Source organism: Lentzea sp. NBC_00516 (assembly GCF_036346835.1).
Lineage (GTDB): Bacteria > Actinomycetota > Actinomycetes > Mycobacteriales > Pseudonocardiaceae > Lentzea > Lentzea sokolovensis.
Genome location: NZ_CP107840.1, coordinates 9,451,723 through 9,475,881, shown reverse-complemented (window position 1 = coordinate 9,475,881; position 24,159 = coordinate 9,451,723). Strand labels below are relative to the sequence as shown.

At 68.9% G+C, this 24,159-nt stretch carries 21 protein-coding genes; 13 read left to right on the top strand and 8 right to left on the bottom strand.

The window, feature by feature from the left end:
- Positions 1 to 41: 41 nt before the first annotated feature.
- On the top strand, positions 42 to 467 hold the full coding sequence (locus OG205_RS44135) for a VOC family protein (protein WP_330273691.1): 426 nt from the start codon (positions 42 to 44) through the stop codon (positions 465 to 467).
- Between the two features lie 41 nt (positions 468 to 508).
- Here OG205_RS44135 and OG205_RS44130 read toward each other — a convergent pair whose 3' ends face one another.
- The gene (locus tag OG205_RS44130) at positions 509 to 1,057 is read right to left on the bottom strand and encodes an anti-sigma factor (protein WP_330273690.1); all 549 of its coding nucleotides are present in this window, start codon (positions 1,055 to 1,057) and stop codon (positions 509 to 511) included.
- A gap of 198 nt (positions 1,058 to 1,255) precedes the next feature.
- On the opposite strand from OG205_RS44130, the gene OG205_RS44125 reads away from it, so the two are divergent.
- The 3 genes from OG205_RS44125 to araD are packed head-to-tail and all read left to right on the top strand — an operon-like array spanning position 1,256 to position 4,513.
- A complete protein-coding gene (locus OG205_RS44125) occupies positions 1,256 to 1,903 on the top strand; it encodes a GntR family transcriptional regulator (protein ID WP_330273689.1) in 648 nt (215 codons plus the stop codon).
- On the top strand, positions 1,890 to 2,795 hold the full coding sequence (locus OG205_RS44120) for a dihydrodipicolinate synthase family protein (protein WP_330273688.1): 906 nt from the start codon (positions 1,890 to 1,892) through the stop codon (positions 2,793 to 2,795). The genes OG205_RS44125 and OG205_RS44120 overlap by 14 nt, the downstream gene beginning before the upstream one ends.
- Positions 2,792 to 4,513, top strand: coding sequence for an L-arabinonate dehydratase (araD, locus tag OG205_RS44115; RefSeq protein WP_330273687.1), 1,722 nt, complete (start codon positions 2,792 to 2,794; stop codon positions 4,511 to 4,513). The genes OG205_RS44120 and araD overlap by 4 nt, the downstream gene beginning before the upstream one ends.
- 3 nt (positions 4,514 to 4,516) lie before the next feature.
- Here the strand turns inward: araD and OG205_RS44110 are convergent, their stop codons facing one another.
- Entirely contained in the window at positions 4,517 to 5,389 is an 873-nt protein-coding gene (locus OG205_RS44110) for an alpha/beta hydrolase family protein (protein WP_442916687.1), read from the bottom strand.
- Between the two features lie 98 nt (positions 5,390 to 5,487).
- On the opposite strand from OG205_RS44110, the gene OG205_RS44105 reads away from it, so the two are divergent.
- Complete coding sequence (locus OG205_RS44105; RefSeq protein ID WP_330273685.1) at positions 5,488 to 6,051, top strand: TetR/AcrR family transcriptional regulator; 564 nt, start codon at positions 5,488 to 5,490, stop codon at positions 6,049 to 6,051.
- Here OG205_RS44105 and OG205_RS44100 read toward each other — a convergent pair.
- Positions 6,038 to 6,262, bottom strand: coding sequence for a hypothetical protein (locus OG205_RS44100; protein ID WP_330273684.1), 225 nt, complete (start codon positions 6,260 to 6,262; stop codon positions 6,038 to 6,040). The two genes, OG205_RS44105 and OG205_RS44100, sit on opposite strands and share 14 nt — an antisense overlap.
- A 206-nt stretch (positions 6,263 to 6,468) precedes the next feature.
- On the opposite strand from OG205_RS44100, the gene OG205_RS44095 reads away from it, so the two are divergent.
- The gene (locus tag OG205_RS44095; RefSeq protein ID WP_330273683.1) at positions 6,469 to 6,792 is read left to right on the top strand and encodes a hypothetical protein; all 324 of its coding nucleotides are present in this window, start codon (positions 6,469 to 6,471) and stop codon (positions 6,790 to 6,792) included.
- 46 nt (positions 6,793 to 6,838) lie between these two features.
- Here OG205_RS44095 and OG205_RS44090 read toward each other — a convergent pair whose 3' ends face one another.
- Entirely contained in the window at positions 6,839 to 8,839 is a 2,001-nt protein-coding gene (locus OG205_RS44090; protein WP_330273682.1) for a PQQ-dependent sugar dehydrogenase, read from the bottom strand.
- A gap of 198 nt (positions 8,840 to 9,037) precedes the next feature.
- On the opposite strand from OG205_RS44090, the gene OG205_RS44085 reads away from it, so the two are divergent.
- The 5 genes from OG205_RS44085 to OG205_RS44065 are packed head-to-tail and all read left to right on the top strand — an operon-like array spanning position 9,038 to position 14,016.
- The gene (locus OG205_RS44085; RefSeq protein WP_330273681.1) at positions 9,038 to 10,231 is read left to right on the top strand and encodes an extracellular solute-binding protein; all 1,194 of its coding nucleotides are present in this window, start codon (positions 9,038 to 9,040) and stop codon (positions 10,229 to 10,231) included.
- Positions 10,228 to 11,274 carry an ABC transporter ATP-binding protein gene (locus OG205_RS44080; protein WP_330273680.1) on the top strand — a complete coding sequence of 349 codons (1,047 nt, stop codon included), beginning with the start codon at positions 10,228 to 10,230 and terminating at the stop codon, positions 11,272 to 11,274. Before OG205_RS44085 ends, OG205_RS44080 begins: the two co-directional genes overlap by 4 nt.
- Positions 11,271 to 12,161, top strand: a complete 891-nt coding sequence (locus OG205_RS44075; RefSeq protein ID WP_330273679.1) for an ABC transporter permease — start codon at positions 11,271 to 11,273, stop codon at positions 12,159 to 12,161. The genes OG205_RS44080 and OG205_RS44075 overlap by 4 nt, the downstream gene beginning before the upstream one ends.
- On the top strand, positions 12,158 to 12,982 hold the full coding sequence (locus tag OG205_RS44070; RefSeq protein ID WP_330273678.1) for an ABC transporter permease: 825 nt from the start codon (positions 12,158 to 12,160) through the stop codon (positions 12,980 to 12,982). The genes OG205_RS44075 and OG205_RS44070 overlap by 4 nt, the downstream gene beginning before the upstream one ends.
- Positions 12,983 to 13,032: 50 nt before the next feature.
- A complete protein-coding gene (locus OG205_RS44065) occupies positions 13,033 to 14,016 on the top strand; it encodes a LacI family DNA-binding transcriptional regulator (RefSeq protein ID WP_319978778.1) in 984 nt (327 codons plus the stop codon).
- A 210-nt stretch (positions 14,017 to 14,226) separates the two neighbouring features.
- Here the strand turns inward: OG205_RS44065 and OG205_RS44060 are convergent, their stop codons facing one another.
- From OG205_RS44060 to OG205_RS44050, 3 genes are read right to left on the bottom strand one after another with little or no spacing between them, the layout of a single operon-like run.
- Positions 14,227 to 16,008 carry an AMP-dependent synthetase/ligase gene (locus OG205_RS44060; RefSeq protein ID WP_330273677.1) on the bottom strand — a complete coding sequence of 594 codons (1,782 nt, stop codon included), beginning with the start codon at positions 16,006 to 16,008 and terminating at the stop codon, positions 14,227 to 14,229.
- Positions 16,009 to 16,038: 30 nt separating this feature from the next.
- Positions 16,039 to 18,177: a molybdopterin oxidoreductase family protein gene (locus tag OG205_RS44055; RefSeq protein WP_330273676.1), complete on the bottom strand. Its 2,139-nt coding sequence runs from the start codon at positions 18,175 to 18,177 to the stop codon at positions 16,039 to 16,041.
- Between the two features lie 33 nt (positions 18,178 to 18,210).
- Positions 18,211 to 18,858, bottom strand: a complete 648-nt coding sequence (locus tag OG205_RS44050; RefSeq protein WP_330273675.1) for a zinc-binding dehydrogenase — start codon at positions 18,856 to 18,858, stop codon at positions 18,211 to 18,213.
- Between the two features lie 138 nt (positions 18,859 to 18,996).
- Here OG205_RS44050 and OG205_RS44045 point away from each other — a divergent pair, with 138 nt between their 5' ends.
- Positions 18,997 to 19,944 carry an MASE1 domain-containing protein gene (locus tag OG205_RS44045; RefSeq protein ID WP_330273674.1) on the top strand — a complete coding sequence of 316 codons (948 nt, stop codon included), beginning with the start codon at positions 18,997 to 18,999 and terminating at the stop codon, positions 19,942 to 19,944.
- On the opposite strand, the gene OG205_RS44040 is transcribed toward OG205_RS44045, so the two are convergent.
- Positions 19,941 to 21,161, bottom strand: a complete 1,221-nt coding sequence (locus OG205_RS44040) for a serine hydrolase domain-containing protein (protein WP_330273673.1) — start codon at positions 21,159 to 21,161, stop codon at positions 19,941 to 19,943. The two genes, OG205_RS44045 and OG205_RS44040, sit on opposite strands and share 4 nt — an antisense overlap.
- Before the next feature lie 111 nt (positions 21,162 to 21,272).
- Here OG205_RS44040 and OG205_RS44035 point away from each other — a divergent pair, with 111 nt between their 5' ends.
- Positions 21,273 to 24,101 (top strand): ATP-binding protein, encoded by a 2,829-nt coding sequence (locus OG205_RS44035; RefSeq protein WP_330273672.1) that lies wholly within the window; start codon positions 21,273 to 21,275, stop codon positions 24,099 to 24,101.
- Positions 24,102 to 24,159 lie beyond the last annotated feature (58 nt).

The window sequence follows — 24,159 nt, the reverse complement described above, 5'->3', positions numbered from 1 at the left end:
GGAGGGTCAAATTCGTGGGTCGAGCGGAAGGAAGTCGCCACGTGACCCAGACCGTCCCTCGTTTCCACCTCGCGGTGCCCGTCACCGATCTGGGGGAGGCCCGCACGTTCTACGGCGGCGTGCTGGGCTGCCCGGAAGGCCGGTCGAGCGACAGCTGGATCGACTGGAACCTCTTCGGCCATCAGTTCGTGACGCACCTGGTCCAGGGGCCGAGACCCGAGGCCGCGCACAACGCCGTCGACGGCCACGACGTGCCGGTGCCGCATTTCGGGGTGCTGCTCACCGTCGAGGCGTTCCTGCTGCTCGCGGACAAGCTGCAGGCAGCGGGCACGGAGTTCACGATCGCGCCCTACCGCCGGTTCGCCGGGCAGCCCGGCGAGCAGTGGACCATGTTCCTCCGCGACCCGTCGGGGAACGCCATCGAGGTGAAGGCGTTCGCCGACGACTCGCAGGTCTTCGCGACCTGAGTCCTGCTCCTGCTCCGCGTCCTCACTACTGCGCGTCTTCGCTACTGGGCGGTCACCAGCGGCCGCCGATCGTGGTTCACCACGCTGACCCCGGCCACGTCCCCTGCCCGCACCATCGCGGACCCGGCCAAGGTCACCTCACCGTCGTGCGCCCTCCACGAGCCGGCGGTGAAGGTTCGTCCGTCCTTCGTGTGCACGACCAGCCAGCAGGCTTCCCCGTCCTGCATCCCGTCGACCGTCGCGACCAGTTTCAGGCCACCTTCGGTGTCGGTGACCCGCACGGCCATGTGCGCGCCCGTCGACGAGGTCCCCTGCAAGAGCGCGTCGGCGGTGCCACCCACCCCCAGGCCCTGGCCCATCCAGACGCCCCCAGCGAGCACGCCAGCGACCACGAGGGTCGACGACAGGGCCGTGATGCGGCCTCGGCGGCGCACGGCCTGATGTCTCTCTTCGCGGACTGTGCCCAGCGTGCGCTGGAGCAGGTGGTCCGCGTTCGGTGGAGGCCCGTCGAGCGTGGCCTCCGGTGGCAGTTCTTCCATCAGCATGTCGTTCTCGTTCAACTCGTTGGTGCCCAGGACTTTCGGTGCCATGCGCTGGCGGACGCGGCAATGGACACGGTTACGCGGAACGATTCACTCAAATTTCTCCTTCTCCAGTCCCGCGTCGGCGGTGACCAACACCTTCAAAACGAGCCGTGGAGGAAGTTGGTTCAACGCAGATACAAGGACGTTGTGCAGCCCACACGAGACGGTTGACCTGGGCCTCCAGCAGCTCCTACGCTCTCATATATGATGTATGACCGGGTTGGAGCACTTCCGGCGTCCCGGACGGACTTCGTTCTGGAATCGATCAAAGAAGCGATTCTTTATGGAAAGCTGAAGCCCGGACAGGCGCTCGTCGAAACCGATCTCGCCGCGACGCTGAACGTCTCGAAGACGCCCGTGCGCGAGGCGCTCAAGACGCTCGCCGGATCGGGACTGGTCGTGATGAGCCCGTACAAGGGGGCCACGGTCCGCACGGTCGACGCCGAGATGGCCTCGTCCGTCTACGACGTCCGGATGCTGATGGAACCCGAGGCGCTGCGCCGTTCCGTCGCACTGGGGGCCGACTTCGCCGAGGCCCGATCGGCGTTGGACGACACCTCTGACCTGGCCCGGCGCAGTCTGGCCAACCGCCGCTTCCACCGCGCGCTCTACGCCGGGTGCGGCAACCCGTTGCTGGTCCGGATCCTCGACGGGCTGCGCGACCAGGCCGCGTTGATCACCGTCGCGGGCTGGGGCATCAGCCCGACCTGGGACGCCGAGGACGCCGAGCACCGCGCGATCCTCGTCGCCGCCGAGGAGGGATTCGGCGACGCCGCGGCCGACCTGCTCCGCCGCCACATCCAGACCTTCGCCGACCGAGTAGTCGAGGAGCTTCCCGATGTCGTTCGATGACCTCTCCGAACAGCTGGCGTCCGTCGTGGCGATCACCGTGACCCCGTTCGACGCGGACGGGGCGATCGACGAGAAGAACTACGCCGCGATCGTGGACCGGATGGTCGACGGCGGAGTCTCGGTCGTGACGCCGAACGGCAACACGAGCGAGTTCTACACGTTGTCCTCCGCCGAGACGGAGCGCGCGCTGCAGATCACCGTGGACGCGGTCGGGGACCGCGCCTCGATCGTCGCCGGGGTCGGGCACGACCTGTCGTCCGCCGTCGCCGCCGCCCGGTTCGCGGATCGGGCCGGTGCTCAGGGGATCATGATCCACCAGCCGGTGCACCCGTACGTCTCGCTGGACGGGTGGGTCGACTACCACCGGGCGATCGCCTCCTCGGTGCCCGAGCTGAGCGTGGTCCTCTACGTGCGGAACCCGCGGATCGGTGGCGCGCAGATCGCCGCGCTGGCGGACACGTGCCCGAACGTCGTCGGCGTGAAGTACGCGGTACCGGATCCGGTGCGGTTCGCGTCGGTCGCGCGGGACGCCGGACTGGAGCGGCTGACGTGGGTCGCCGGACTGGCCGAGCTGTCGGCGCCGGGGTACTTCGCGGTCGGAGCTTCCGGATTCACGTCGGGGCTGGCGAACGTCGCGCCGCAGCTGTCGGTGCAGATGTTCCGTTGTCTGCAGGCAGGTGAGTTCGGCGCGGCGATGGAGTTCTGGGAGTTCATCCGCGAGTTCGAGGAGTTGCGGGCCGCCTCCGAGTCGGCGAACAACGTGTCCGTGGTGAAGGAAGCGTTGGCGCAGCTCGGTTTGTGCCGTCGGGACGTGCGTCCGCCTGCTTCGGTTCTGTCCGAGGCTGATCGTTCTGCCGTGGGTGTGCTGCTGAACTCGTGGAGTCTGCTGTGACGTTCGCCCAGAAGAAGCTCCGGAGCGCTGCGTGGTTCGAGGGCGAGGGACTGCGGGCGTTCTCGCACAACGCCCGCATGCGGCAGCTCGGCATGAATCCGGGTGAGCACCTCGGCAAGCCGGTCATCGCGATCCTGAACACGTGGAGCGGCATCAACCCGTGCCACATGCATCTGCGCGAACGGGCCCAGCAGGTCGAGCGCGGGGTGTGGGAGGCGGGCGGCTATCCGTTGGAGTTCCCGGTCTCCACGTTGTCGGAGACGTATCAGAAGCCGACTCCGATGATGTACCGGAACATGCTGTCGATGGAGACCGAGGAGATCCTCCGCTCCTATCCCGTCGACGGCTGCGTGCTGATGGGCGGCTGCGACAAGACGACCCCGGCGTTGCTGATGGGCGCGGCTTCCGCCGGACTGCCCACGGTGTTCGTGCCCGCCGGGCCGATGCTGCGCGGGAACTGGCGGGGCGAGAAGCTCGCGTCCGGCACGGACATGTGGCGGTTCTGGGACGAGAAGCGGGCGGGCACGATCTCGTCCGCGGACTGGGCGGAGATCCAGTCCGGGCTGGCCCGCTCCCCCGGCACGTGCATGACGATGGGCACGGCCTCGACGATGACGGCCGCCGCGGAGGCGTTGGGGCTGACTCTGCCCGGGGCGTCGTCGATTCCGGCCGTCGACTCGGCGCACTACCGGATGGCGGCGGCGTCCGGCATGCGCGTGGTCGAGATGGTGCGCGAGGGACTGACGATCGACGACGTCGTGTCGGCGGAGGCCTACGAGGACGCGATTCGGACCGTGCTGGCGCTGGGCGGGTCCACGAACTCGTACATCCACCTGATCGCGATGGCCGGGCGGTCGCGGATCTCGTTGTCGCTGGACGACTTCGACCGGTTGTCGCGTGAAGTGCCGGTGCTGGCCTCGGTGCAGCCCGCCGGCGAGCACCTGATGGAGGACTTCTACTACGCGGGCGGGCTGCGCGGGCTGCTGTCGCGGTTGCGGGAGTCGTTGCACCTCAAGCGGATCACGGTGACGGGGCGGACGTTCGGCGAGGACCTCGAAGGCGCCGAGGTGTACGACTCCTCCGTGATCCGGCCCCTGGACGACCCGATCTCCCCCGAGGGCGGACTGGCTGTGCTGCGGGGCAATCTGGCTCCTGACGGTGCGGTGATCAAGTACGTGGCGGCTGATCCCGCGTTGTGGCGGCACACCGGGCCCGCCGTGGTCTTCCACGGCTACAAGGATCTACAGGCACGGATCAACGACGCTTCGCTGGCAGTCACGAAGGATTCGGTGATCGTGCTGGCCGGTGGCGGCCCGAAGGGCGGGCCCGGCATGCCGGAATACGGGATGCTGCCCATCCCGGACAAGCTGCTGCGCGAGGGTGTCCGGGACATGGTGCGCGTGTCGGACGCGCGGATGAGCGGAACTTCTTATGGCGCATGCGTTCTGCACGTGGCACCAGAGGCGCACATCGGCGGGCCGCTGGCGTTGGTGCGGGACGGCGACCTCGTGACGCTGGACGTCGAGGCGCGGGTGTTGCGCGTGGAGATCTCCGACGAGGAGATGGCGCGTCGCCGGGACGCGTGGACACCGCCGCCGCCGAAGTTCGAACGCGGGTACGGCGCTTTGTACTACGAGCACATCACGCAGGCCAACGAGGGCTGCGACTTCGAGTTCCTGTCACGCCCCGGTGCGAATCCGGAGCCCAACGCGCACTGAGTCCTATTTGGACTCGATGCGGCCCTGCTCGGTGGCCACGTCCTGCCAGTCGGTGGTCCCGAGCAGCTGACCGCGCAGGTAGGCCGTGGTGAGCTGCTGCACGACCGCGACCCGTTCGGGGTTCTCGTCCGTGGTCTCGGCGACGTCGTAGCCGGAGACGCCGCCGAACCCGTGCTCCGCGCCGAACAAGGTCAGCAGGTCCTTCGGGCCGGGCGCCAGGTGGTACGGGTCGGCGTGCCAGTCCGGCCCCATGGTGGTGAGGTGCGCGGAGGCGTCCGCGTCACCGGCGACCACGAGGGCGGGCGCGGTCATCTCGCTGAAGTCCGTGGTCTGCATGAAGGAGTAGTTCTCCTTCACCACGTCGGTGACGGCGTCACCGCGGCCGGTCGAGCCGAGCAGCACGCCCGCCCTGATCCGGTCGTCCCTCAGGCTCACGCCCTCGGTCTTCATGCCCAGCAGCAGGCTCGCGGTGTGGCCGCCCATCGAGTGGCCGACGACCGCGATCTTCGTGCGGTCCCAGCGGTTCTGCAGCTGCGGTACGGCCTTCTCGATCTCGTCGAGCCGGTCGATGACGTGCGACATGTCCTCGGCCCGTTCGCGCCAGAACATCGGCGCGCCGGGCGTGGTGGCGGGCAGGTTCAGGGACCTGCTGCTCAGGTGGGTCGGCTGCAGGACGACGAAGCCCTGTTCGGCCCAGTGGTTCGCGAGCGGCGCGTAGCCGTTCAGCGAGGACAGGTGGTTCGAGTAGCCCTGCCCGTGCGAGAGCAGCAGGATCGGCAGGCCGACGCCCTCGGTCGGCGCGGAGACCTTCACCTGCAGGTCAACGGGCCTGCCGGGAACGTCGAGAACGACAGGGCTCACCGTGAAGACGGTCATGGGTTTCCCTTCGAGTACAGTCCACTCAAGCGGAGCGACGTTCCGGAACGATACGGAGCACTGTTCCGCTTTGTCAACCGTCCGCGAAGGGAGCGCGCGTGCCACCACGCAAGCGAGCCGACGCCGTGCGCAACGAGCAGACCCTGCTCACGGCCGCGGCCGAGGTGTTCGTCAGGTCCGGTGTCGACGCGCCGATCCGCGAGATCGCGGCAGAGGCCGGCGTCGGCATGGGCACGATCTACCGCCACTTCCCCACCCGCGCGGACCTCGTCGTGGCCGTCTACCGGCACCAGGTCGAGGCGTGCGCGGAGGCGGGCCCGGTCCTGTTGTCCACTTCGGACTCGCCATTCGCGGCCCTGCGGGCGTGGATCGACCTGTTCGTGGACTTCCTGGTGACCAAGCACGGGCTCGCCGGCGCGATGCAGTCGGACAGCAGCGGGTTCCAGTCGTTGCACGAGTACTTCCTGGACCGGCTCGGCCCGGTGTGCGAGTCGTTGCTCTCGGCGGCGGTCGAGGCCGGTGAGATCCGGGACGACGTGCGGCCGTTCGAGCTGATGCGCGGCATCGGGAACCTGTGCATCGGGCGCGACGACGATCCGCGCTACGACCCGCGGCGGTTGATCTCGTTGCTGCTGAACGGGTTGACGGTCAGAAGACCTTGACGATGCGGTCGATGCCGTTCTCGTCGCGCACCACGAGTTCCCTGCCCTCGCGCATCTGCGCCTCCAGGAACTCGTAGAGCTGCACGGCCCGGTTGACGATGTCGACCTTCTTCATGCCGGTGCGCGCCTGGAGCTTGGCCAGCGCGGCGGCCGAGTCGGCGATCAACGCGACGTTGACGCGTTCGACGACGGCCGGCTTGTCGGTTCCCATGCATCCATGCTCGCACATGTTCGGCAGCTTTTTGACACAGAAAATGTGGCGAATCGGTTGCGGAAGACCGGTGGTGCGGCGCTATCCTGAGGGCGGACCGCGACGCGACGTTTGGCGCTTGGGGGGAGCGAAACATCGCGACACGGTCCCCCGGTCGCCGCGTTCAGGGCGAGCGCAACGGTTGTGCCGGGTAGAGGGAGACACTTGTGAACACAGGTGTTGTGACTCCGGACCTGGGCGAACCGGAGCCGAACGACGAGCCTGGCGACACGGCACAGCTGCGCATCGAGTTCGACGACAAAGCCGTGGACGTGAGAGGACCGTCGGGCCGGTTGCACGAACTGACCGACTCGATGTCGCTGGCCGTGGCCACCGTGGGTGGCGTGGCCGGTCCGACACTGGCGCTGGGAGCACTTCCCGATGCGACGCCGGTGTGGGTGACCGGAGCCGTGGCCGGCGCGCAGCTGGTTTTTCTGGCGTACGTGGTCACGACGATCTTCGTGCGCGGGCGGCGGACCCGGTCCGCCTGACGATGAGGGGCACTCCGCGCGGAGTGCCCCTCAAGGCGTAGTTCCGCTAGTTCAGCGCCACCTTCAGGAGCTTGGTGGAGCTGTTGCCCGCCGTGGAGTCCTTGTCCCCGTTGGACGTCGTGACCCACAGCGACCCGTCCGGCGCGGGTTCCGGGGTGCGGAGCCGGCCGTAGGTGCCCTGGAAGTGCGACGTCGTGGTGCCGACCGACGAGCCGCTGATCTGCATGCGGTACAGGCGTTCGCCGCGCAGGGCCGCGAGGAACAGCACGTCGTTCACGATCGCGAGGCCCGAGGGCGAGGCCGAGCCGACCGAGAAGGTCTTCTTCGGTGCCACGTAACCGCCACAGGAGCCGGAGGTTCCCTCGCAGGACGGCCAGCCGTAGTTGCCGCCCTTCTGCAGCAGGTTGACCTCGTCCATGTTCGAGTTGCCGAGTTCCGCCTGCCACAGGCGGCCCTGCGAGTCCGTGGCGAGGCCCTGGACGTTGCGGTGGCCGTAGGTCCAGACGTAACGCGCGTTGCCGCCCTCGCTGAAGAACGGGTTGTCGGACGGCGCGGAACCGTCCGGGTTCAGGCGCAGCACCTTGCCGCCCAGGTTCTGCTTGTTCTGGGCGTTCGCGCCGTTCTGGCCGTCGCCGGTGCCCGCGTAGAGCTTGCCGTCGGCGCCGAAGCGCAGGCGGCCGCCGTTGTGGAACTTGTTGCGCGGGATGCCGGTCAGCAACGTCGTCCAGCCCGTCAACGTGTTGCCCTCGATCTTCGCGCGCACGATCCGGTTGTCGCCGGAAGCCGTGTGGTAGAAGTAGATCAGGCCGTCCGAGGCGAACGCCGGTGAGAGCTCGATGCCCAGCAGACCGCCTTCGCCGTTGGTGCCGGAGACACCGGGAACCTTGCCCAGCGTGGTCTTCTGGCCGGAAGGCGTGATGCGCACGATGTCCTGCGCGTCGCGGCGCGAGTAGACGCCGTCGCCGTTGGGCAGGAACGCGAGGCCCCACGGCACGTCGTTGTCGGTGGCGATCTGCGTAACGGCGCCGACCTGGTCGCCGCCGGACTTCGTGCGCGCGGTCAGTTCGTTCGACGCGGGTGAGGCGTTGCCGACGGCGTCGAAGGCCTTGACGGTGAACTTGTAGTCGGTGTTCGCCTTCAGGCCGCCGATGGTCGCTGACGTCGTGGTCGAGTCACCGACCTTCGCGCCCGCGCTGTAGATCTCGTACCGCGTCACGCCGATGTTGTCGGTCGACGCGTCCCACGCCAGCGACACCGAGTTCGCGGTCTGCGCCGGTGAACGGAGGTTCTTCGGCGCGGTCGGCGGGATCGGATCCTCCTGTGCGGGTGGGGTCCTGAACTCCGCGGTGTTGGAGGCCTGCGAGATGTTGCCGGCGGCGTCCTTCGCGTTGACGTAGAAGCCGTACGTGGTGTTCGGCTTCAAGTCCGTCATCGTGGTGGACGTGCCGGGCACGGACTTCACGAACTGGCCCAGGTTGTAGATCTCGTACGACGTCACCGCGACGTTGTCCGTCGACGGCTCCCACGTCAGCTTCGCCGAGTCGGGCTTGACGTCCGACGCGACGAGGTTCGCGGGCGCGCTCGGCGGTTCGGCGTCGGCGGGGCCGGTGTTGCCGAAGACCTGGAACTCCTGCAAGGAGTAGCCGTACGACGTGCCGGTGCGGCAGCGCGTGGTGCCGTACACGCGGACGTAACGGCCGCGGCCGGTGACCGTCAGGTCCTCGACGCCGCCCTTGCCGTCCGCGGTGGTGTGGATCGGTGTCCACGTCGAGTCGTTGTCCGAGGTCTCGACCCGGTACGCCTTGGCGCACGAGAGGTCCCACTGCAGCCGGACGCGGCTGATGGTCGCGGACGCGCCGAGGTCGACGCGGATCCACGCGGGGTCGGTGTTCGACTTGCTGGCCCAGCGCGTCGCCGCGTTGCCGTCGACGGCATTGCGAGGCGCGTAGTTCGCGCCGCCGGACGCCGACTCGGTCGCCGGTTTTCCTTGGGACAGCAGGACATCCGCGGCGGCGGCTGAAGGCGCGGCGGAGACGAGCGAGCTCACTGCGAGTGCGGTGACCAGGAAGCCGGTTCTCGCCGGCGACCGCCGTGAACGGGGTGCCACAGAAGCCTCCCACTTTCGTTGGGAAAAGGTGGTGCGGCGGCGGCATTGCGTTCGACCCGGCGGCGGGTGTACGAGTGTTACAGAAAAACCGTAAACGTTTTCGCGCGCCAGGTCCAGAGTCAGTTAGGGAGCCATGAGATGCGCTGGACAATGAAGTTGCGGCTCGTCATCCCCGCCTTCCTGCTCGTCACGGCGTGTGGTGCGCCGGAAGTCCCCCAGGCGCAGGACGCGCCCTCCTCCGTCCCGGACAAGCCGTCGAAACCGGTCGAGCTGAACGTGCTCGACGTCGCCGGCAACCTGCAGCTCACGCAGGGCATGATCGACGATTTCGTCAAGGCGCACCCCGATGTCGTGTCGAAGGTGAACGCCACCAAGGCGACGGCGCCCGACATGCCGGGCAAGCTGAAGGCCGAGCAGAACTCGGGCACCTCGCAGACCCATCTGGTGCTTACCGGAACCGACGGCCTGGCGAGCGTCATCGAGCAGAAACTCGTCCACACCGTGCTCCCCGAATATTCGGCGAGGCTCCCGAAGCTCGAAGACGTGTACCTTCCCTCGGCCAACGAGATGCAGAAGCTCGCGCAGAACCAGGGCATCGCGATCACCTACTACCCGGCCGGACCACTGCTCGAGTACGACCCGGCGAAGGTGCCGACTCCCCCGTCGTCTCCGGCCGAACTGCTGGAGTGGGCGAAGGCGCATCCCGGCAAGTTCCAGTACGCGCGGCCCGCGAACTCCGGTCCCGGCAGGACGTTCCTCATGGGACTGCCGTACCTGTTGGGGGACAAGGATCCCAAGGACCCGGAGAACGGCTGGGACAAGACCTGGGCGTACCTGAAGGAACTCGGCCAGTACGTCGACAACTACCCCGGCGGCACGACCGACGTCATGAAGAACCTCGCGAACGGCACGTCGTGGATGGTCGCCTCGACCACCGGCTGGGACATCAACCCACGCGTGCTCGGTTCGGTGCCGGAGGGCATGAAGATCGCGACGTTCAAGGACTTCCACTGGGTCACCGACGCGCACTACGCCGTGATCCCCAAGGGCGTCTCCGCGGACGTGCTCTCGGCGAACCTGGCGCTGATCAAGTTCATGCTGGAGCCGCGGCAGCAGGCCAAGGCCTACGACAAGGGCTACTTCTACCCCGGCCCCGCGGTCAAGGGCGTCACGCTGGACATGGCGCCGAAGGAGTCGCAGGAGGCCATCGCGAAGTTCGGCCGTGCCGAGTACGACAGGTTGATCGAGGAGAACCCGAAGGAGCAGTCGCTGCCGGCCACGGCTCAGGTGAAGGCGTTCCAGCGGTGGGACCGAGAGATCGGCAAGAAGTGAGGTTCGCGGAACTGCACCTGGATCACGTGCGGCGGGCGTTCGGTGACACCGTTGCCCTGCAGGGCATGGATCTCACGATCAAGGGCGGCGAGTTCGTCGCCCTGCTCGGACCGTCCGGGTGCGGGAAGTCGACGGCGCTGAACTGCCTGGCGGGACTGCTGCCGCTCACCGGCGGGCGGATCACGCTGGACGGCAAGCGGATCGACGACCTGCCGCCGGAGAAGCGCGGGTTCGGCATGGTGTTCCAGAACTACGCGCTGTTCCCGCACATGTCGGTGCGGCGCAACATCGCGTTCGGGCTGTCCATGCGCAGGACACCCAAGGCCGAGCTGAACCGGCGGGTGGACGAGGCCGTGCGCCTCGTGCAGTTGGAGGAGCACCAGCACAAGTTCCCGGCCCAGCTTTCCGGTGGCCAGCAGCAACGGGTGGCGATCGCCCGCGCGATCGTGCTGGAACCGCCGTTGGTGCTGATGGACGAACCATTGTCCAATCTGGACGCCTCGCTGCGGCTGGAGATGCGCACGGAGATCCGGCGGCTGCACCAGTCGCTCGGGCTCACCACCGTGTACGTCACGCACGACCAGGAGGAGGCGCTGGCCCTCGCCGACCGGCTCGTGGTCCTGCGGCTGGGCGAGGTGCAGCAGGTCGGCTCGCCGGAGGAGGTCTACGCGCACCCGGTGAACCGGTACGTGGCCGGGTTCATGGGCTACCGCAACATGATCCCGGTGACCGTCGCCTCCCAGGACGGCGAGCACACGACCGTCCACACCGGAGACGGCGTGCGGCTCGTCGGCGTCAAACGGGAAGAGCTCGGGACGGAGGCCGTGGCGGCGGTCCGGCCCGAGGACTTCATCGTCGGGGAATCCGGCGAGAACACGCTCGAAGCAGTGGTCGAGATCGTCGAGTACCACGGGCGTGAGCAGGCGGTGGAGGCCCGGCTGCGCGACGGTTCGCCGTTGCACGTCCGCACCAACTCCCGGCTGGCGCCCGGCGACACGATCATGGTGAAGGTGCCGGTCGAACGCGTGCTGGTGTTCTCGTGACCGCCTTACTGGAGAGGGCGTCGCTGAGGCACCGGCTCGCCGAGAAGGGCGTCGACCGCGTGCTGTGGCTGCTGGTGCCGGGCGTGGTCTTCGTGGTGCTGCTGTTCGTCTACCCGTTCCTGTACGGGTTGCAGCTGTCGTTCCAGCCCAAGGGCGGCGGCAGCCCGTTCCAGAACTACATCACCTTCTTCTCCGACCCCTACCTGGCGGAGACCGTCTGGATCACGCTGCGGCTCGGGCTGCCCGCGGCGTTGTTCAACGTGCTGGCGTCCATCCCGATCGCGTTCCGGATGCGCGGGAGGTTCCGGGGCAAGCGGGCGCTCACGACGATCCTGGTCGTCCCGATCACGCTCGGCACCGTGCTGACGGCGGAGGGACTGCTCGCCTTCTTCGGGCCCGCCGGGTGGTTCAACCGGATCTGGATGGCGCTGGGCGCGGACGAACCGGCGAAGCTCACCCACAACTACTGGGGTGTGCTGTTCAGCCTGGTCATCACCGGGTTCCCGTTCGCGTTCCTGCTGACGCTGTCATACCTCTCCGGCATCGACCCGACGCTGGAACAGGCCGCGGCGACGCTGGGCGCCTCGCGGCGGCAGCGGTTCCGGACGATCACCATGCCGCTGCTGGCACCGGGGCTCGCGGTCACGTTCTGTCTGAGCTTCGTGCTGGCGTTCAGCGTGTTCCCCAGCGCGGTCATGGTCGGCGACCCGGTCGGCGAGACGCACGTGATGTCGATCGCCGCGTACGAGACGGCGTTGCGGGACAACGACTTCGCGCTGGGCTCGGCGATCGCGATGCTGATGGCGCTGGTGATGCTGATCGTGATCGGCGTGGTGCTGATCTGGCGCACGTCCCTGTACCGCGGTGCGACGGGAGGCAAGGGATGAGGCTCACCGCTCGGCCTGTTGTATGGCTGACCTGGGGCGCTCTGGCGTTTTTCATGCTCAATCTGGCCGGCATCGTCGGCGCGGTCGTCACGAACTCGTTCGCGGAGACGTGGTTCGGCACCTGGCTGCCCGACGGGTACACCGGCAAGTGGTACGGCGAGGCGTGGCGCGACTACCGGCTGCTGGACGTGCTGGTCGTGACGTTCCAGGTCGCGATCTCGGTCGTGGTCATCTCCGTCCTCATCGGAGTTCCTACGGCGTACGCGCTGGCACGACGCAACTTCCCCGGCAAGAAGCTGCTCAACGTGCTGTTCCTGCTGCCGATCCTGATGCCGCCGATGACGTACGGCATCCCGCTCGCGACCGTGCTCTACAAGTTCCACCTGGCGGGCAGCATGTTCGGGGTGATCGCGGCGAACCTCGTGCCGGCCGTGCCGTTCGTCGTGCTGACGATGACGCCGTTCATCGAGCAGATCGACACGAAGATCGAGTCGGCGGCGCGGATGTGCGGCGCCTCGACGTTCGCGATCTTCACCCGCGTGCTGGCGCCGTTGCTCGTGCCGGGCGTCCTCGCGGCGTCGATCCTCGTGCTGGTGAGGACGGTCGGCATGTTCGAACTGACGTTCCTCACGGCGGGTCCCGCCAGCCAGACCCTGGTGGTGTCGCTGTACGAGGCCATGTCGTCGGCGGGCATCCGGCCACAGCAGATGGTCGACTCGATGGCCGTGATCTACACGGGGTCGATGTTGGTGTTGCTGGTGATCGCGCTTAGGTTTGTGAACCCGACCCAGCTCGTGACCAGACTCAAGGACCCTTCTTGATGCCTGACCCGTCATGATTGTTTCAACCGGCAGTTGAGGGTGAGGTATCCGTGGCAGTCACCATCCGCGACGTGGCTCGTAGGGCGCACGTATCGGTAGCCACCGTTTCGCGTGCGCTGACGTCTCCTGAGCTCGTGCGCCCGGAGACCAGATCGCGTGTGCTGGCTGCCGCGACCGAGCTCGGCTACCAGCCCAACCGGGCTGCCCGCGGGCTCATCACGGGCAAGACGGGCAACATCGGCATCGTCGTGCCCGACCTCGACAACCCGTTCTTCACGGGCGTGCTCAAGGCCGTGCAGGCGCGGGCGATGCAGGCCGACTACGCGGTGTTCGTGGCGGACAGCGACGAGGACCCGGTCGCCGAGGCGAAGCTCGTGCACGCGATGGCGAAGCAGGTCGACGGCGTCGTGCTGTGCGCGCCGGGCCTGGAGGACTCACAGGTCTACGAGGTGGCCGGCGCCACGTCGCTGGTGCTGCTGAACCGGCGCCTGCCCGGCGTGCCCGCCGCGTTGATGGACTCGGCGGGTGGGATGCACGCCGTCATCGACCACCTCGTCGCATTGGGACACCACCGGATCGCTTACCTCAACGGGCCTCGCACGTCATGGTCCAACCAGGAGCGTCGCCGCGGGCTGATGAAGGCGGTCGCACAGCACAAGGTGGACCTCGTCGACCTCGGCCCGTTCGCGCCTCGCTACGAGGGCGGTCTGCAGGCGGCCGATCTGGCCGTGGCGGCCGACACGACGGCGATCGTGGCCTACAACGACATCATGGCGCTGGGCGTGCTGGCACGGCTGCGGGATCGCGGCATCTCCGTGCCTGGCGACGTGTCGGTGACCGGGTTCGACGATCTCACGTACGCCGCGCTGTGCTCGCCCGCGTTGACAACGGTGGCAATGCCGGTGGCGCAGGCCGGCCGCACCGCCGTGAACCTGTTGCTCGACTGGCTGGACTCGGACAACACCGAGGTGCCGCAGATCGTGGCGGAGACGCAACTGATCGTGCGCGGCACCACCACGCCACCTCGGAAGTGAAAAGTGCCGTGGCCCGAAAGGGGGCCACGGCACTTGAAGCAAGGCGGCCCCGGCAGGGCGTCTGGGGGGAGTACGCCTGAGCCGGGGCCGCGAAGCGGCTGGGCCCGAGGGGGGAGGGGGCCTAGCGCCGCTTGGTGTCCCACTCTGCCCTGAGCCGAAGAATTCCGCCAGGGTGGATGTACCTGTTTTTGGATTTCTCGTACGTACGGGTTACTCGTAGAGCCCTTCGTACAACTCAGAGTGAAGGCGATGTACAACGTTGCGTTTGACCTTCAACGTTGGCGTGAGCTCCCCTTCCTCCTGCGACAGGTCCCTGGTGAGCAGCACGAACTTCTTCACCTGGGAAACACTGGCGAAGTGCGAGTTGGCTTCGTCGACAACTTCCCGCACGAGCGTTCGCACGTCCGGGTGACCCACCAATGATTCGACGTCGGACGGCAGTCCACGCGCCGTCGCCCACGGCACGATCTCGTCCGCGTCGAGTGTGATCAGCGCCACACAGTACGGCTTGCGGTCGCCGAACAGGACGGCGTGCGAGATCCAGCGGGACTGGCGCAGCACGTTCTCCACGTTCGCCGGCGCGATGTTCTTGCCGCCCGCGGTGATGATGATGTCCTTCTTGCGGCCGGTGATCGTCACGAAGCCGTCCGCGTCGATCTCGCCCAGGTCACCGGTGTGCAGCCAGCCGTCCCGCAGCGTCTCGGCGGTGGCCTCGTCGTTGCGCCAGTAGCCGGCGAAGACGTGCGGGCCGCGCATCAGCAGCTCGCCGTCCTCCCCCAGCGACATCTCCAAGCCGGCCACGCCGGACGCGCCGACCGAGCCGAGCTTGAAGCGGCCGAGCGTGTTGATGGTGCCCACGGCCGTGGACTCGGTCATGCCGTAGCCCTCCAGCACCGGCACGCCGGCCGCGTGGAAGAACTGCAGCACCTCACGCGAGATCGGCGCGGCGCCGGACAACGCCTGCACGAGCCGGCCGCCGAACACCGCGCGCACGTTGGCGAACAGCGCGTCGACCTGTTCGAACGCCGCCGCCATTTCCGGCGGTACCGATTCACCCGCCGAACGCCGGCGCCGCACTTCCAGACCGAGCGTCACGGCCTGCGCGAGCTGCTCCGGGGGCACGCTCGACGTGACGAACGTGTAGATCTTCTCGAAAATGCGCGGCACCGACGGCAGGAACGTCGGCCGGACCTCGGCCAGTTCCGGCACGATGGCCTTCATGTCGCCGCCGAAGTAGGCCAGTGCACCGCCGCGGTACATCGTTCCGAACATGATGATCTGCGCGAAAACGTGCGCGAGCGGCAGGAACAGGTAAACGGTGCCGGTCATCGCGTCGATGCGGGCTTCTTCCGCGACACGGCAAAGTGCGACCCAGTTCGCGTTGGTGAGAACGCAGCCCTTGGGCGGGCCGGTGGTGCCCGAGGTGTAGATGATCAGGCTCGGGTCCTCCGGCCTGATCGCGGCGCGGCGGACGTCCAGCACGTCTGCCAGCGGCGAGGTGCGGCCGGTGTCCTGCAGATCCGCGATCCTCGGCCGGTCGCCGGCGGGGTCGATCGAGAACACCGAGCGCAGCTCGGGCAGCTCGGTGCTGACGACCTCGACCTTGACGCACTGCTCCTCGTTCTCCGCCACCACGATCGACGCGCCGGAGTCACCGACCACCCAGGCGATCTCCTCGGCCGTGCTCGACGGGTAGATCGGCACGATGATGCCGCCCGCCGCGAGCACGGCCAGTTCGACCGCCGTCCACTCAGGACGCGTGTTCGCGAGCACGCAGACCCGGTCACCCGCCTGCAGTCCGGCGTGGACGAACCCGGACGCGAGGTCCAGCACCAGTTCGGAGATCTCGGCGTAGGTCTGCTCGCGCCACTGCCCGTCCCGCTTGAACCGCCACGCCACCGCGTCGCCGTACGCCTGCTCCGCGAGGAACGGCAGGTCGGCTATCCGGCGGATGGTCTGCACCGCGTTCGGGATGGTGACACCGGCGGTCATGGCGGCTCCTAGACGCTCTGGGAAAGGTCTTCAGGCGGGCACGACCTGCACGCGGGTGCCGTTCAGCACGGCGGTGCCCGAGAGCGGGTCGATGCGGAGGTCGTCGGTGAGGAGGTTGACGTTCACGCCGGCGTGCTCACGGGCGACGGTGAGCCGCGTGCCGGGCTGGTCGTGGCCCCAGCCGTGCGGCATCGAGACGACGCCGGGCGCGATGTCGGCGGTGACCTCGACCAGCACCTCGATCTTGCCGACGCGCGAGGTCACCTGGGCGGTCGCGCCGTCGGTCAGGCCGATGCGGGTAGCGTCGCCGGGGTTCACCAGCAGCGTGCACAACGGCTTGCCCTTCACCAGCGCGGGCACGTTGTGCATCCAGGAGTTGTTGGTGCGCAGGTGCCTGCGACCGACGAGCACCAGTTCGGTCTCGCGGGCCCCCAGGGCCTCCCGGACGCGCGGCAGGTCGTCCATGATCGGCTGCGGGGTCAGTTCGACTTTCCCGGACGGCGTGCGCAGGATCTCCGGCAGGCGCGAGGTGAGCGGGCCGAGGTCGATGCCGTGCGGGTGGTCGAGAAGCTGCTGGAGCGACACCCCGTACGCGCCGGTGCGGAGTTTGAGGTCCAGCAGGCGTTCCTCGCGCGTCTCGCCCTCGGGTTCGAAGTCGGCGCCTGCCTTCTTCTTGAGGTCTGCCAGCTGGAACGCGGCGATGGCGTCGAGATCCGCCGCCGGGCCCAGTCCGCTGAGGATCGTGGCGAGCCGGAAGAAGATGTCCGTCTCGTCGACCCTGCCCTCCTCCAACGGGATCGCGGCGCGCGAGTACTTGGCGACGTTGCGCACCGAGTTGTTGAGGAACGCGATGTCGTAGTGGTCGCGGCGGGACGGCGGCGGCGTCGGCAGGATGACGTCCGCGTGCCTCGTCGTCTCGTTGAGGTACGGGTCCACGCTGACCATGAAGTCCAATGAGGACAGCGCCTCGTTCACGCGCGCCGAGTTCGGCAACGACAGCGCGGGGTTGCCACCGATCGTGAACAGCGCCCGCACCTGGCCCTGCCCGGGCATCTCGATCTCGTCGACCATCGTGACGGCCGGGTACTCCCCCATCACCTCGGGGTGTCCCTTGACCCGGCTGTGCCAGCGGCCGATGCCGAAACCCCTGCCGCTGCCCGTTCCGCGCCTGCTGTGCGCGGGCAGCGGCCACATCACGCCACCGGGCCGGTCGAGGTTGCCGGTGAGGACGTTGAGCGTGTCGACCGCCCAGGACGCGACCGTGCCGAACTCGACGGTCGTCGTGCCGATCCGGCCGTAGACCGCGGCGCGCTCCGCTCCGGCCAACCGCGTTGCCAGCGCACGGATCGTGCCGGCGTCGATGCCGGTGCGTTCGGCGACGGCGTCCGGGCTGAAGGCCTCGACGTGCGCGCGGATCGCCGTGGGGTCGGTGACGTGCCCGGCGAGGTCCTTGAGATCGACCAGGTCCTGCGCGAACAGTTCGTGGATCAACGCCAGCAGCAGGAACACGTCGGTGCCCGGCCGGATCACGACGTGCTGGTCGGCGGCCTGGGCGGTGCGGCTGCGGCGCGGGTCGACGACGACGAACGCGCCGCCGCGTTTCTGCAGGTCCTTGAACCGGCCCGGCACGTCGGGGACCGTCCACAGGCTGCCGTTGGACGAGAACGGGTCCGCGCCCAGCACCAGCATGAAGTCGGTGCGGTCGATGTCGGGCACCGGGATCGAGAAGACGCTGCCGTACATGTGGCCGCACTGGACGTGCTTGGGCATCTGGTCGACGGTGCTGGCGGTGAAGACGTTGCGGCTGCCCAGGGCCTTGCGCAGCGGTCCTGCGTAGAGGCCGCCGGCGAGCGAGTGGACGACCGGGTTGCCGAGGTACATGGCGACGGCGTTGCGGTCGGGGAAGTCCTTCAGGCGTTCGTCGACGTAGGCGAAGGCCTCCTCCCAGGTGACCTCCTGGAACTCGCCGTCACGCTTGATCAGCGGGGTGCTCAGGCGGTCGGGGTCGGCGTCGAGCGTGCCGAGCGAGGCGCCCTTGGGGCAGATGAAGCCGCGGCTGAACTCGTCCTCGCGGTCGCCGCGGACCTTCGTGATGCGGTCTCCCTCGACCGTCAGCTCCAGCCCGCACGTCGCTTCGCAGAGCGGGCAGGTCGTGAACACGGTCCTCATGGGTCCCCTTAAGCGGCTTGTTACCAACGAGTACTAGCTGTCTGCCATCGGACGCAATCGCCCAGCCGAGGTCAACCCGAACAGCTCACTGACAGCCCTCGCGATCATGTCCGGTCGATCGAGAGTGTGCTCGAAACGGAACCCGATGACCGCGCGTGAGCCGCCGAGCAGGCCCGTCAGTTTGATGGATTCGTCCTGGTCAGCGCCATAGCAGACGATCCTGCCGAACGGCGCCAGCGCGTCCAGTGAGGCCTCCAGGGTGCCACCGGGATCGAGCACGACGTCGACCTGTTTGCCCTCGTTCGCCGCGATCACGCGCTGTGCCAGACCGCCTCGGCCGGAGTCCACGGCGACGTCCGCGCCGAGCTTCACGGCCCGGCGCCGGCGGGCCTGGCTCGTCTCGGTCGCGATGACCCGGCCGGCCGCGAAGCTGCGGGCGAGCTGGACCGCGATCGCGCCGATCTCGCTCGCGGCGTCGTGCACGACGATCGACTCGTCCGGCCTGAGGTGCGCGCACGTGCGGAGGAGGTGCCATGCCGTCGTGCCCGCTCTGGCCAGGGTCAGCGCCTGCGCGTCGGTGACGCCCGCGGAGACCGGCAGGCGCAGGCGGCCGGCGACGACCACCACGCGGCGTCCGCCGTCCTCCACGCGGACCTCGTCGGCCGCCTCGGCTGTGCGCATGCCCTCCATCTCACGACGTCGTGGTGACGGGCTGTAGTGCGGCTTCCACAACAGCTAAGAATCCGGGCCGTGGGTCCAGGTGGGTACGCCCGGTCCCGAGGTCTGGCGATCGGGTGTGCGCCGGTGCAGCATGTGGCGGTGAACGCCGCTCTCCGCACCGCAGTCACGATCGCCCTGGTGGCGGTCGCTTACTACGCGACGGCGAAGGTGGGCCTCGTCCTGGCGCTGGTCAAAGGGCAGGTCACCCCGTTGTGGCTGCCGACGGGGATCTCCGTGGCGGCGCTGCTCATGTCCGGCCGCAGGATCTGGCCCGGCATCGCGCTCGGCGCGCTGTCCGCCAACATCGCACTCGGCGCTGGCCCACTCGCGATCGCGATGATCACCGTGGGCAACACGCTCGCGCCACTGACCGCGTGGTACCTGCTGACGCGCTTCGGGTTCCGGCCCGCGCTGAACCGCCTGAAGGACGCGATGCTGCTCGTGTTCGCGGGCGCGCTCGGAGCGATGCTCGTCAGCGCGCTGGTCGGCGCGGCGGCGTTGAAGATCGACGGCGCCGTGCCGTGGAGCGACGTGCCCGCGGTGCTGGCGGTGTGGTGGACCGGCGACGCCATGGGCGTGCTGATCTTCACGCCGTTGCTGGTCACTTTGCCTGGCCGCGGGAACGTCTCCCGCGGCCGGCTCGCGGAGGCCGGCGCGCTGCTCGTGGTCACGGCGGTCCTCGCGGCCTACGTGACGACATCCGAGCTGCGGCTGCTGTTCCTGGTGTTCCCGATGCTGATCTGGGCGGCGCTGCGGTTCCAGCACGCCATCGCCGCACCGTGCGCCGCGATCATCTCGGTGGCCGCGGTGATGTCCGCGGCCTCCGGGGAGTTCTCCCACACCGGGCTGCTGACCACGATGATCGTGCTGCAGGCGTTCAACGGGTCGGTGGCGCTGACCGGGCTGATCCTGAGCGCCGTCACCAGCGAGCGCAACGAGGCCAGGAGGTCCATCGAGCGCGCCTGCGAGCAGCTGGCCGAGACCGTCGCGCGGTACCAGCAGGACGGTGTGCGCAAACGGCTCGGCCGCGTCGTTCCGCCCGGTTAGCGGAACCAGGTGCCACCGCCGGTCCGCCGGTGGCCGAGTGCGCGGTAGACGGCGTCCACAAGGGACTGGCCGCGTTCGTTGACGCCCAGGCCAGGGCCCTGCCGATTCATCGCGTAGCCGAACGAGATCCGGGCTCCGGGGTCGGCGAACCCGAGCGAGCCGCCCATCCCGTTGTGCCCGAAGGCTTCTTCGGAGATCAGCAAACCTTCGCGGTCGTTCGGCGGCAGGTGGGTGTTGTCGGTGGCCTTCTGGAACCCGAGCGCGAACCGCGTCGGCACCAGGACGACCTCGTCCAGTCCGGCGACGGCCACGTTCGACATCTGCGGGAGCTGGGCCTCCTCGACCAGCCGCACGCCGTTGTAGGCGCCGTGAAGAGCGAGTGGCCGGTACATGCCGGCGAGGCCGCGGGCGTTCGAGATGCCGCCGATCGCGCCCATCTCGGCGGCGTGGGCCTGACGGGAATCGGACTCGCCGGGGGCCATGTAGCCGCCGTTGTTGAGCAGCATCAGGCCCGGCACCGAGTCCGGCCGGGTCAGCGCGGTGACGAACAGCGACGGCAGCAGGACGCCCGGCTGGGCCGGGTCGACCGGGATCGTGGGGGCGACGTGCGGTTCGAGGTCCTCCGGCAGGCCCATCCAGAAGTCGAGACCGAGCGGGCCCGAGACCTCCTTCTCGAAGAACCGGCCGAGCGACAGGCCCGTGACGCGGCGGACGATCTCGCCGACGAGGAAGCCGAACGTCAGGCCGTGATAGCCGTGGCGCGTACCCGGTTCCCACAACGGCTGCTGCGCGGCGAGCGTCGAGGTGATCAGGTCCCAGTCGTAGAAGGCGCCGGCCGGAAGCGGTGTGGTGACGGCGGGCAGGCCGGCCTGGTGCGACAACACGTGCCGGACGAGAGTCGCGTCCTTGCCGTTCGCGCCGTACTCCGGCCAGTACTTCACGACCGGTGCGTTCAGATCTAGTTCACCGCGCGAGGCCAGGATGTGCGCGCACAGTGCGGTGGCGGCCTTGGTGCACGACCACACGTGGACGATGGTCTCCTCGGACCAGAGGCGGCCGGTGGCGGGATCGGCGACACCGCCCCAGAGGTCCACGACGGGCTCGCCGTCGAGCGTCACGTGCACGGAGGCCCCGACCTCGCCGCGTTCGGCGAAGTTGCGTTCGAACTCGGTGCGCACCTCTGCGAACTGCGGGGTGACTGTTCCCTGGATCGACATTGATCCTCCTGGGCGGGCGGCGGTGGCTTCAAGGGCATCACCCGGCGGAACCACGGGTCAGTAGGGAACCCTCATCGGCTAACGCGCTCAGCCCGGTGACGTGCACCTGGAGTGACTGATCCGCTGCGGAAAGCGGCGTGGAAGACTTCGGAGCAGCCGAAGTCCCGCCGGGAGGCCGTCATCGCCGACACTCCACCGCGCGCCACGCCGCTCGTGGGCCGCGAGCCGGAACTGCGCGCCGTGCTCGACCGGGTCGACCAGGCGCCCGCGACCGGGCTCGTCGTGGTCCAGGTCAGCGGCGAGCCGGGGATCGGCAAGACGTCGTTGCTCGCGGAGATCGCGCGGCGGCTGCGGGAGCGGCGATGCGGGGTGCTGACGTCGGCGTCGGACGTGCTGGGCAAGCGCATCCCGTACGGCGCGGTGGCGGCGCTGATCCGGTCACTGCCGCCGGACACGATCCGCGCGGACGCCTTGGCGGCGTTGGAGATCTCCGGCAACGAGGATTCCGGGGCGTGGTTCGGGCGCGCGTGCGACCGGGTGGTGCGGCTGCTCACCGAGCTCACCGCGACACGTCCCGCGGCGTTGCTGATCGACGACCTCGACCACGTCGACGACGACTCCCTGGCCCTGCTGACGCTGGTGCTGCGGCGCCTGTCCTCCGCGCCGCTCGTGCTGGTCACCGCGAGCCGGTCCGCCGACGCGGTGCTGCTGGACCGCGTCGAGCCGTACGCCGAGGTCGTGCGTCTCGACCTGGCCCCGCTGTCGGGCGCGGACGTCGCGCGCATCGTCGAGGCCGTCCTGCAGACCTCCGTGGACGAGGGTCTCGCCCGTGAGGTCCAGCAGCGGTCCGACGGCAATCCGTTCTTCGTCACCGAGATCGCGCGCTCGCTGCGAGAACTCGACCTGGTGACGGTGGACGGCAATCGGGCCCGGCTCGCGGTGTCGCCGGACGCGATCCGGCTGACCCGGCGCGAGGCGTTGCTGCGTCGTGTCGCCCCGCTGGAGAACGACACGCGGCTCGTCGCACGGGCGGTGTCGGTGTTCCGGCGCGTGCGGCTCGACCAGATCTCGTTGCTGGCACGGGTGGCATCGCTCCCGGAGGAGACGGTCGTCGCGGCGTTCGACGAACTGCTGCGCGTGCACATAGTGGTGCACGACGACAACGGCTACCGCTTCTCGCACGCTCTCGTCGGTGAGGCGCTGTACCACGAGGTCGGCCCGGCGCAGCGCCGTCACCTGCACTCGCTGATCTCGGCGCGGTTGCTGGACGACCGCGCGCAGGGCCTGCCCGTGGACCTCCTCCAACTCGCCTGGCACCTCGCCGAGTCCGCCGTTCCCGGCGACCGCGTGGCCGTCGGTGTGCTCGCCGAGGCCGCGGCTCATGCCCGTGCGTCCGCACCCGAAACCGCTGCCGCGCTGTGCTTCCGGGCTCTGCAGTTGTTGCCGCGCAACGCCCCTGAACGTGCCGAACTGCTGGCGCTGCAATGCCGTGTCCTGGCGCGCGCCTCCCGTCCGGCGCTGGCGATCGACCCAGGACTCGCCGCCTTGGAGTCCCTCCAACCAGGCTCCGAACGCACGCGCGTCGCCACCGCCGTGATCTCGTCGCTCTTCTCGGTCGGCCGCACGGCAGAAGCCATGGCACTGGCCGATGCCGAGGTCGCGCGCGGAGACGCACCGGCGTCGTTGGAAGCCCAACGCGCCGTGCTCCTCGTCTACAACAACCGCCACGACGACGCCGTCTCCGAAGTGGCCCGCATCGAAGCGCTGCCGATCAGCTCCCCGGCCGAGGGCGTGATCGTCTTCGAGCACCTCGCGATGCTCACCTCGCTGCTGTTCCAGCACGATCGCACCGTCGAGTACGCGAACCGCGCGCTGGCGTACAGCGACGGCCAGCCGATGCTCGAACTCCAGGCGCTCTCCGTCTGCGCCTCGATCTCCGCGCTGGCCGGTCTGGTGCACGACGCGTCCTGGCGCGTCCGCCGGGCGGAGGACCTCCTCGACCAGGTCGGCTCCCACGGCTTCCGCGCCGAACGCGCCGCCTCGCGGGTCGCGCTGGACTGGCTCGGCGGCCGCTGGGACGCGGCCCTCGACGGCATCGGCCGCTGGCTGCCCGACGTCGAGGCCGCGCAGGCCGACCAGGCACTCGGGGTGCTGCAGGCGATCGAGCTGTCCATCCGCACGTGGCGCGGCGAACTCGACGTCGCCGCGCGGCTCGCCTCGTTGCCCGCGCCGCAGTCCGTGAACATCTCGCGCCTGCACGCTGTCTCGCTGGCCGAGTACCTGATCGCGCGGGGCCGGGCCGACGAGGCGTACGCGCTGCTGGACGACAACGTCGGCGCCGGCCTGGAAGCCGCCTACTCGTGCGTGCTGGTGGCGCGGATGATCGAGCTCGACCTGGAGCGCGGCCACCCGGAGGCGGCGGAGAAGGCGCTGGCCCGGCTGTCCGACGTGTCCGCCACGCGGGTGTCGCCGTGGTCGCGCACCACGCTCCGCCGCGTGACCGGGATCGTTCACCGGGACGTGGAATCGTTGCGGGAGGCGGTGTCCGAGGCTGCTTTGGGTGGGCTGGAGTTCGAGAAGGCACGCGCGCAGCTCGCGTTGGGCGAGGTCTCCGACGACGAGGTGCCGATGCTGGTCGAGGCCTACACGGCGTTCCAACGCCTGGGCGCACACGGGTTGCGGCGCCAGGCGGGCACTCGCTTGCGGGCGCTCGGCGCCAAGGTGCCTCGCGCGCGGTCGAAGGCGCCGGGACTGCTCACCGAGGCCGAGGAGAACGTCGCGCGACTGGTGCAGCAGGGCATGCGCAACCGGGACATCGCGGCGGCGCTGCACTACAGCCCGCGCACGATCGAGGTGTACCTGTCGCGGATCTACGCGAAGCTGCACGTGTCGTCACGGCTGGAGCTCGCCCGCGTGCTGGACGCGATGCAGCAACGCTGACGCAGGGGTCCCCCTGAGCTGGGAACCCCTGCGTCATAACGTACTCAGCAGGTCTGAC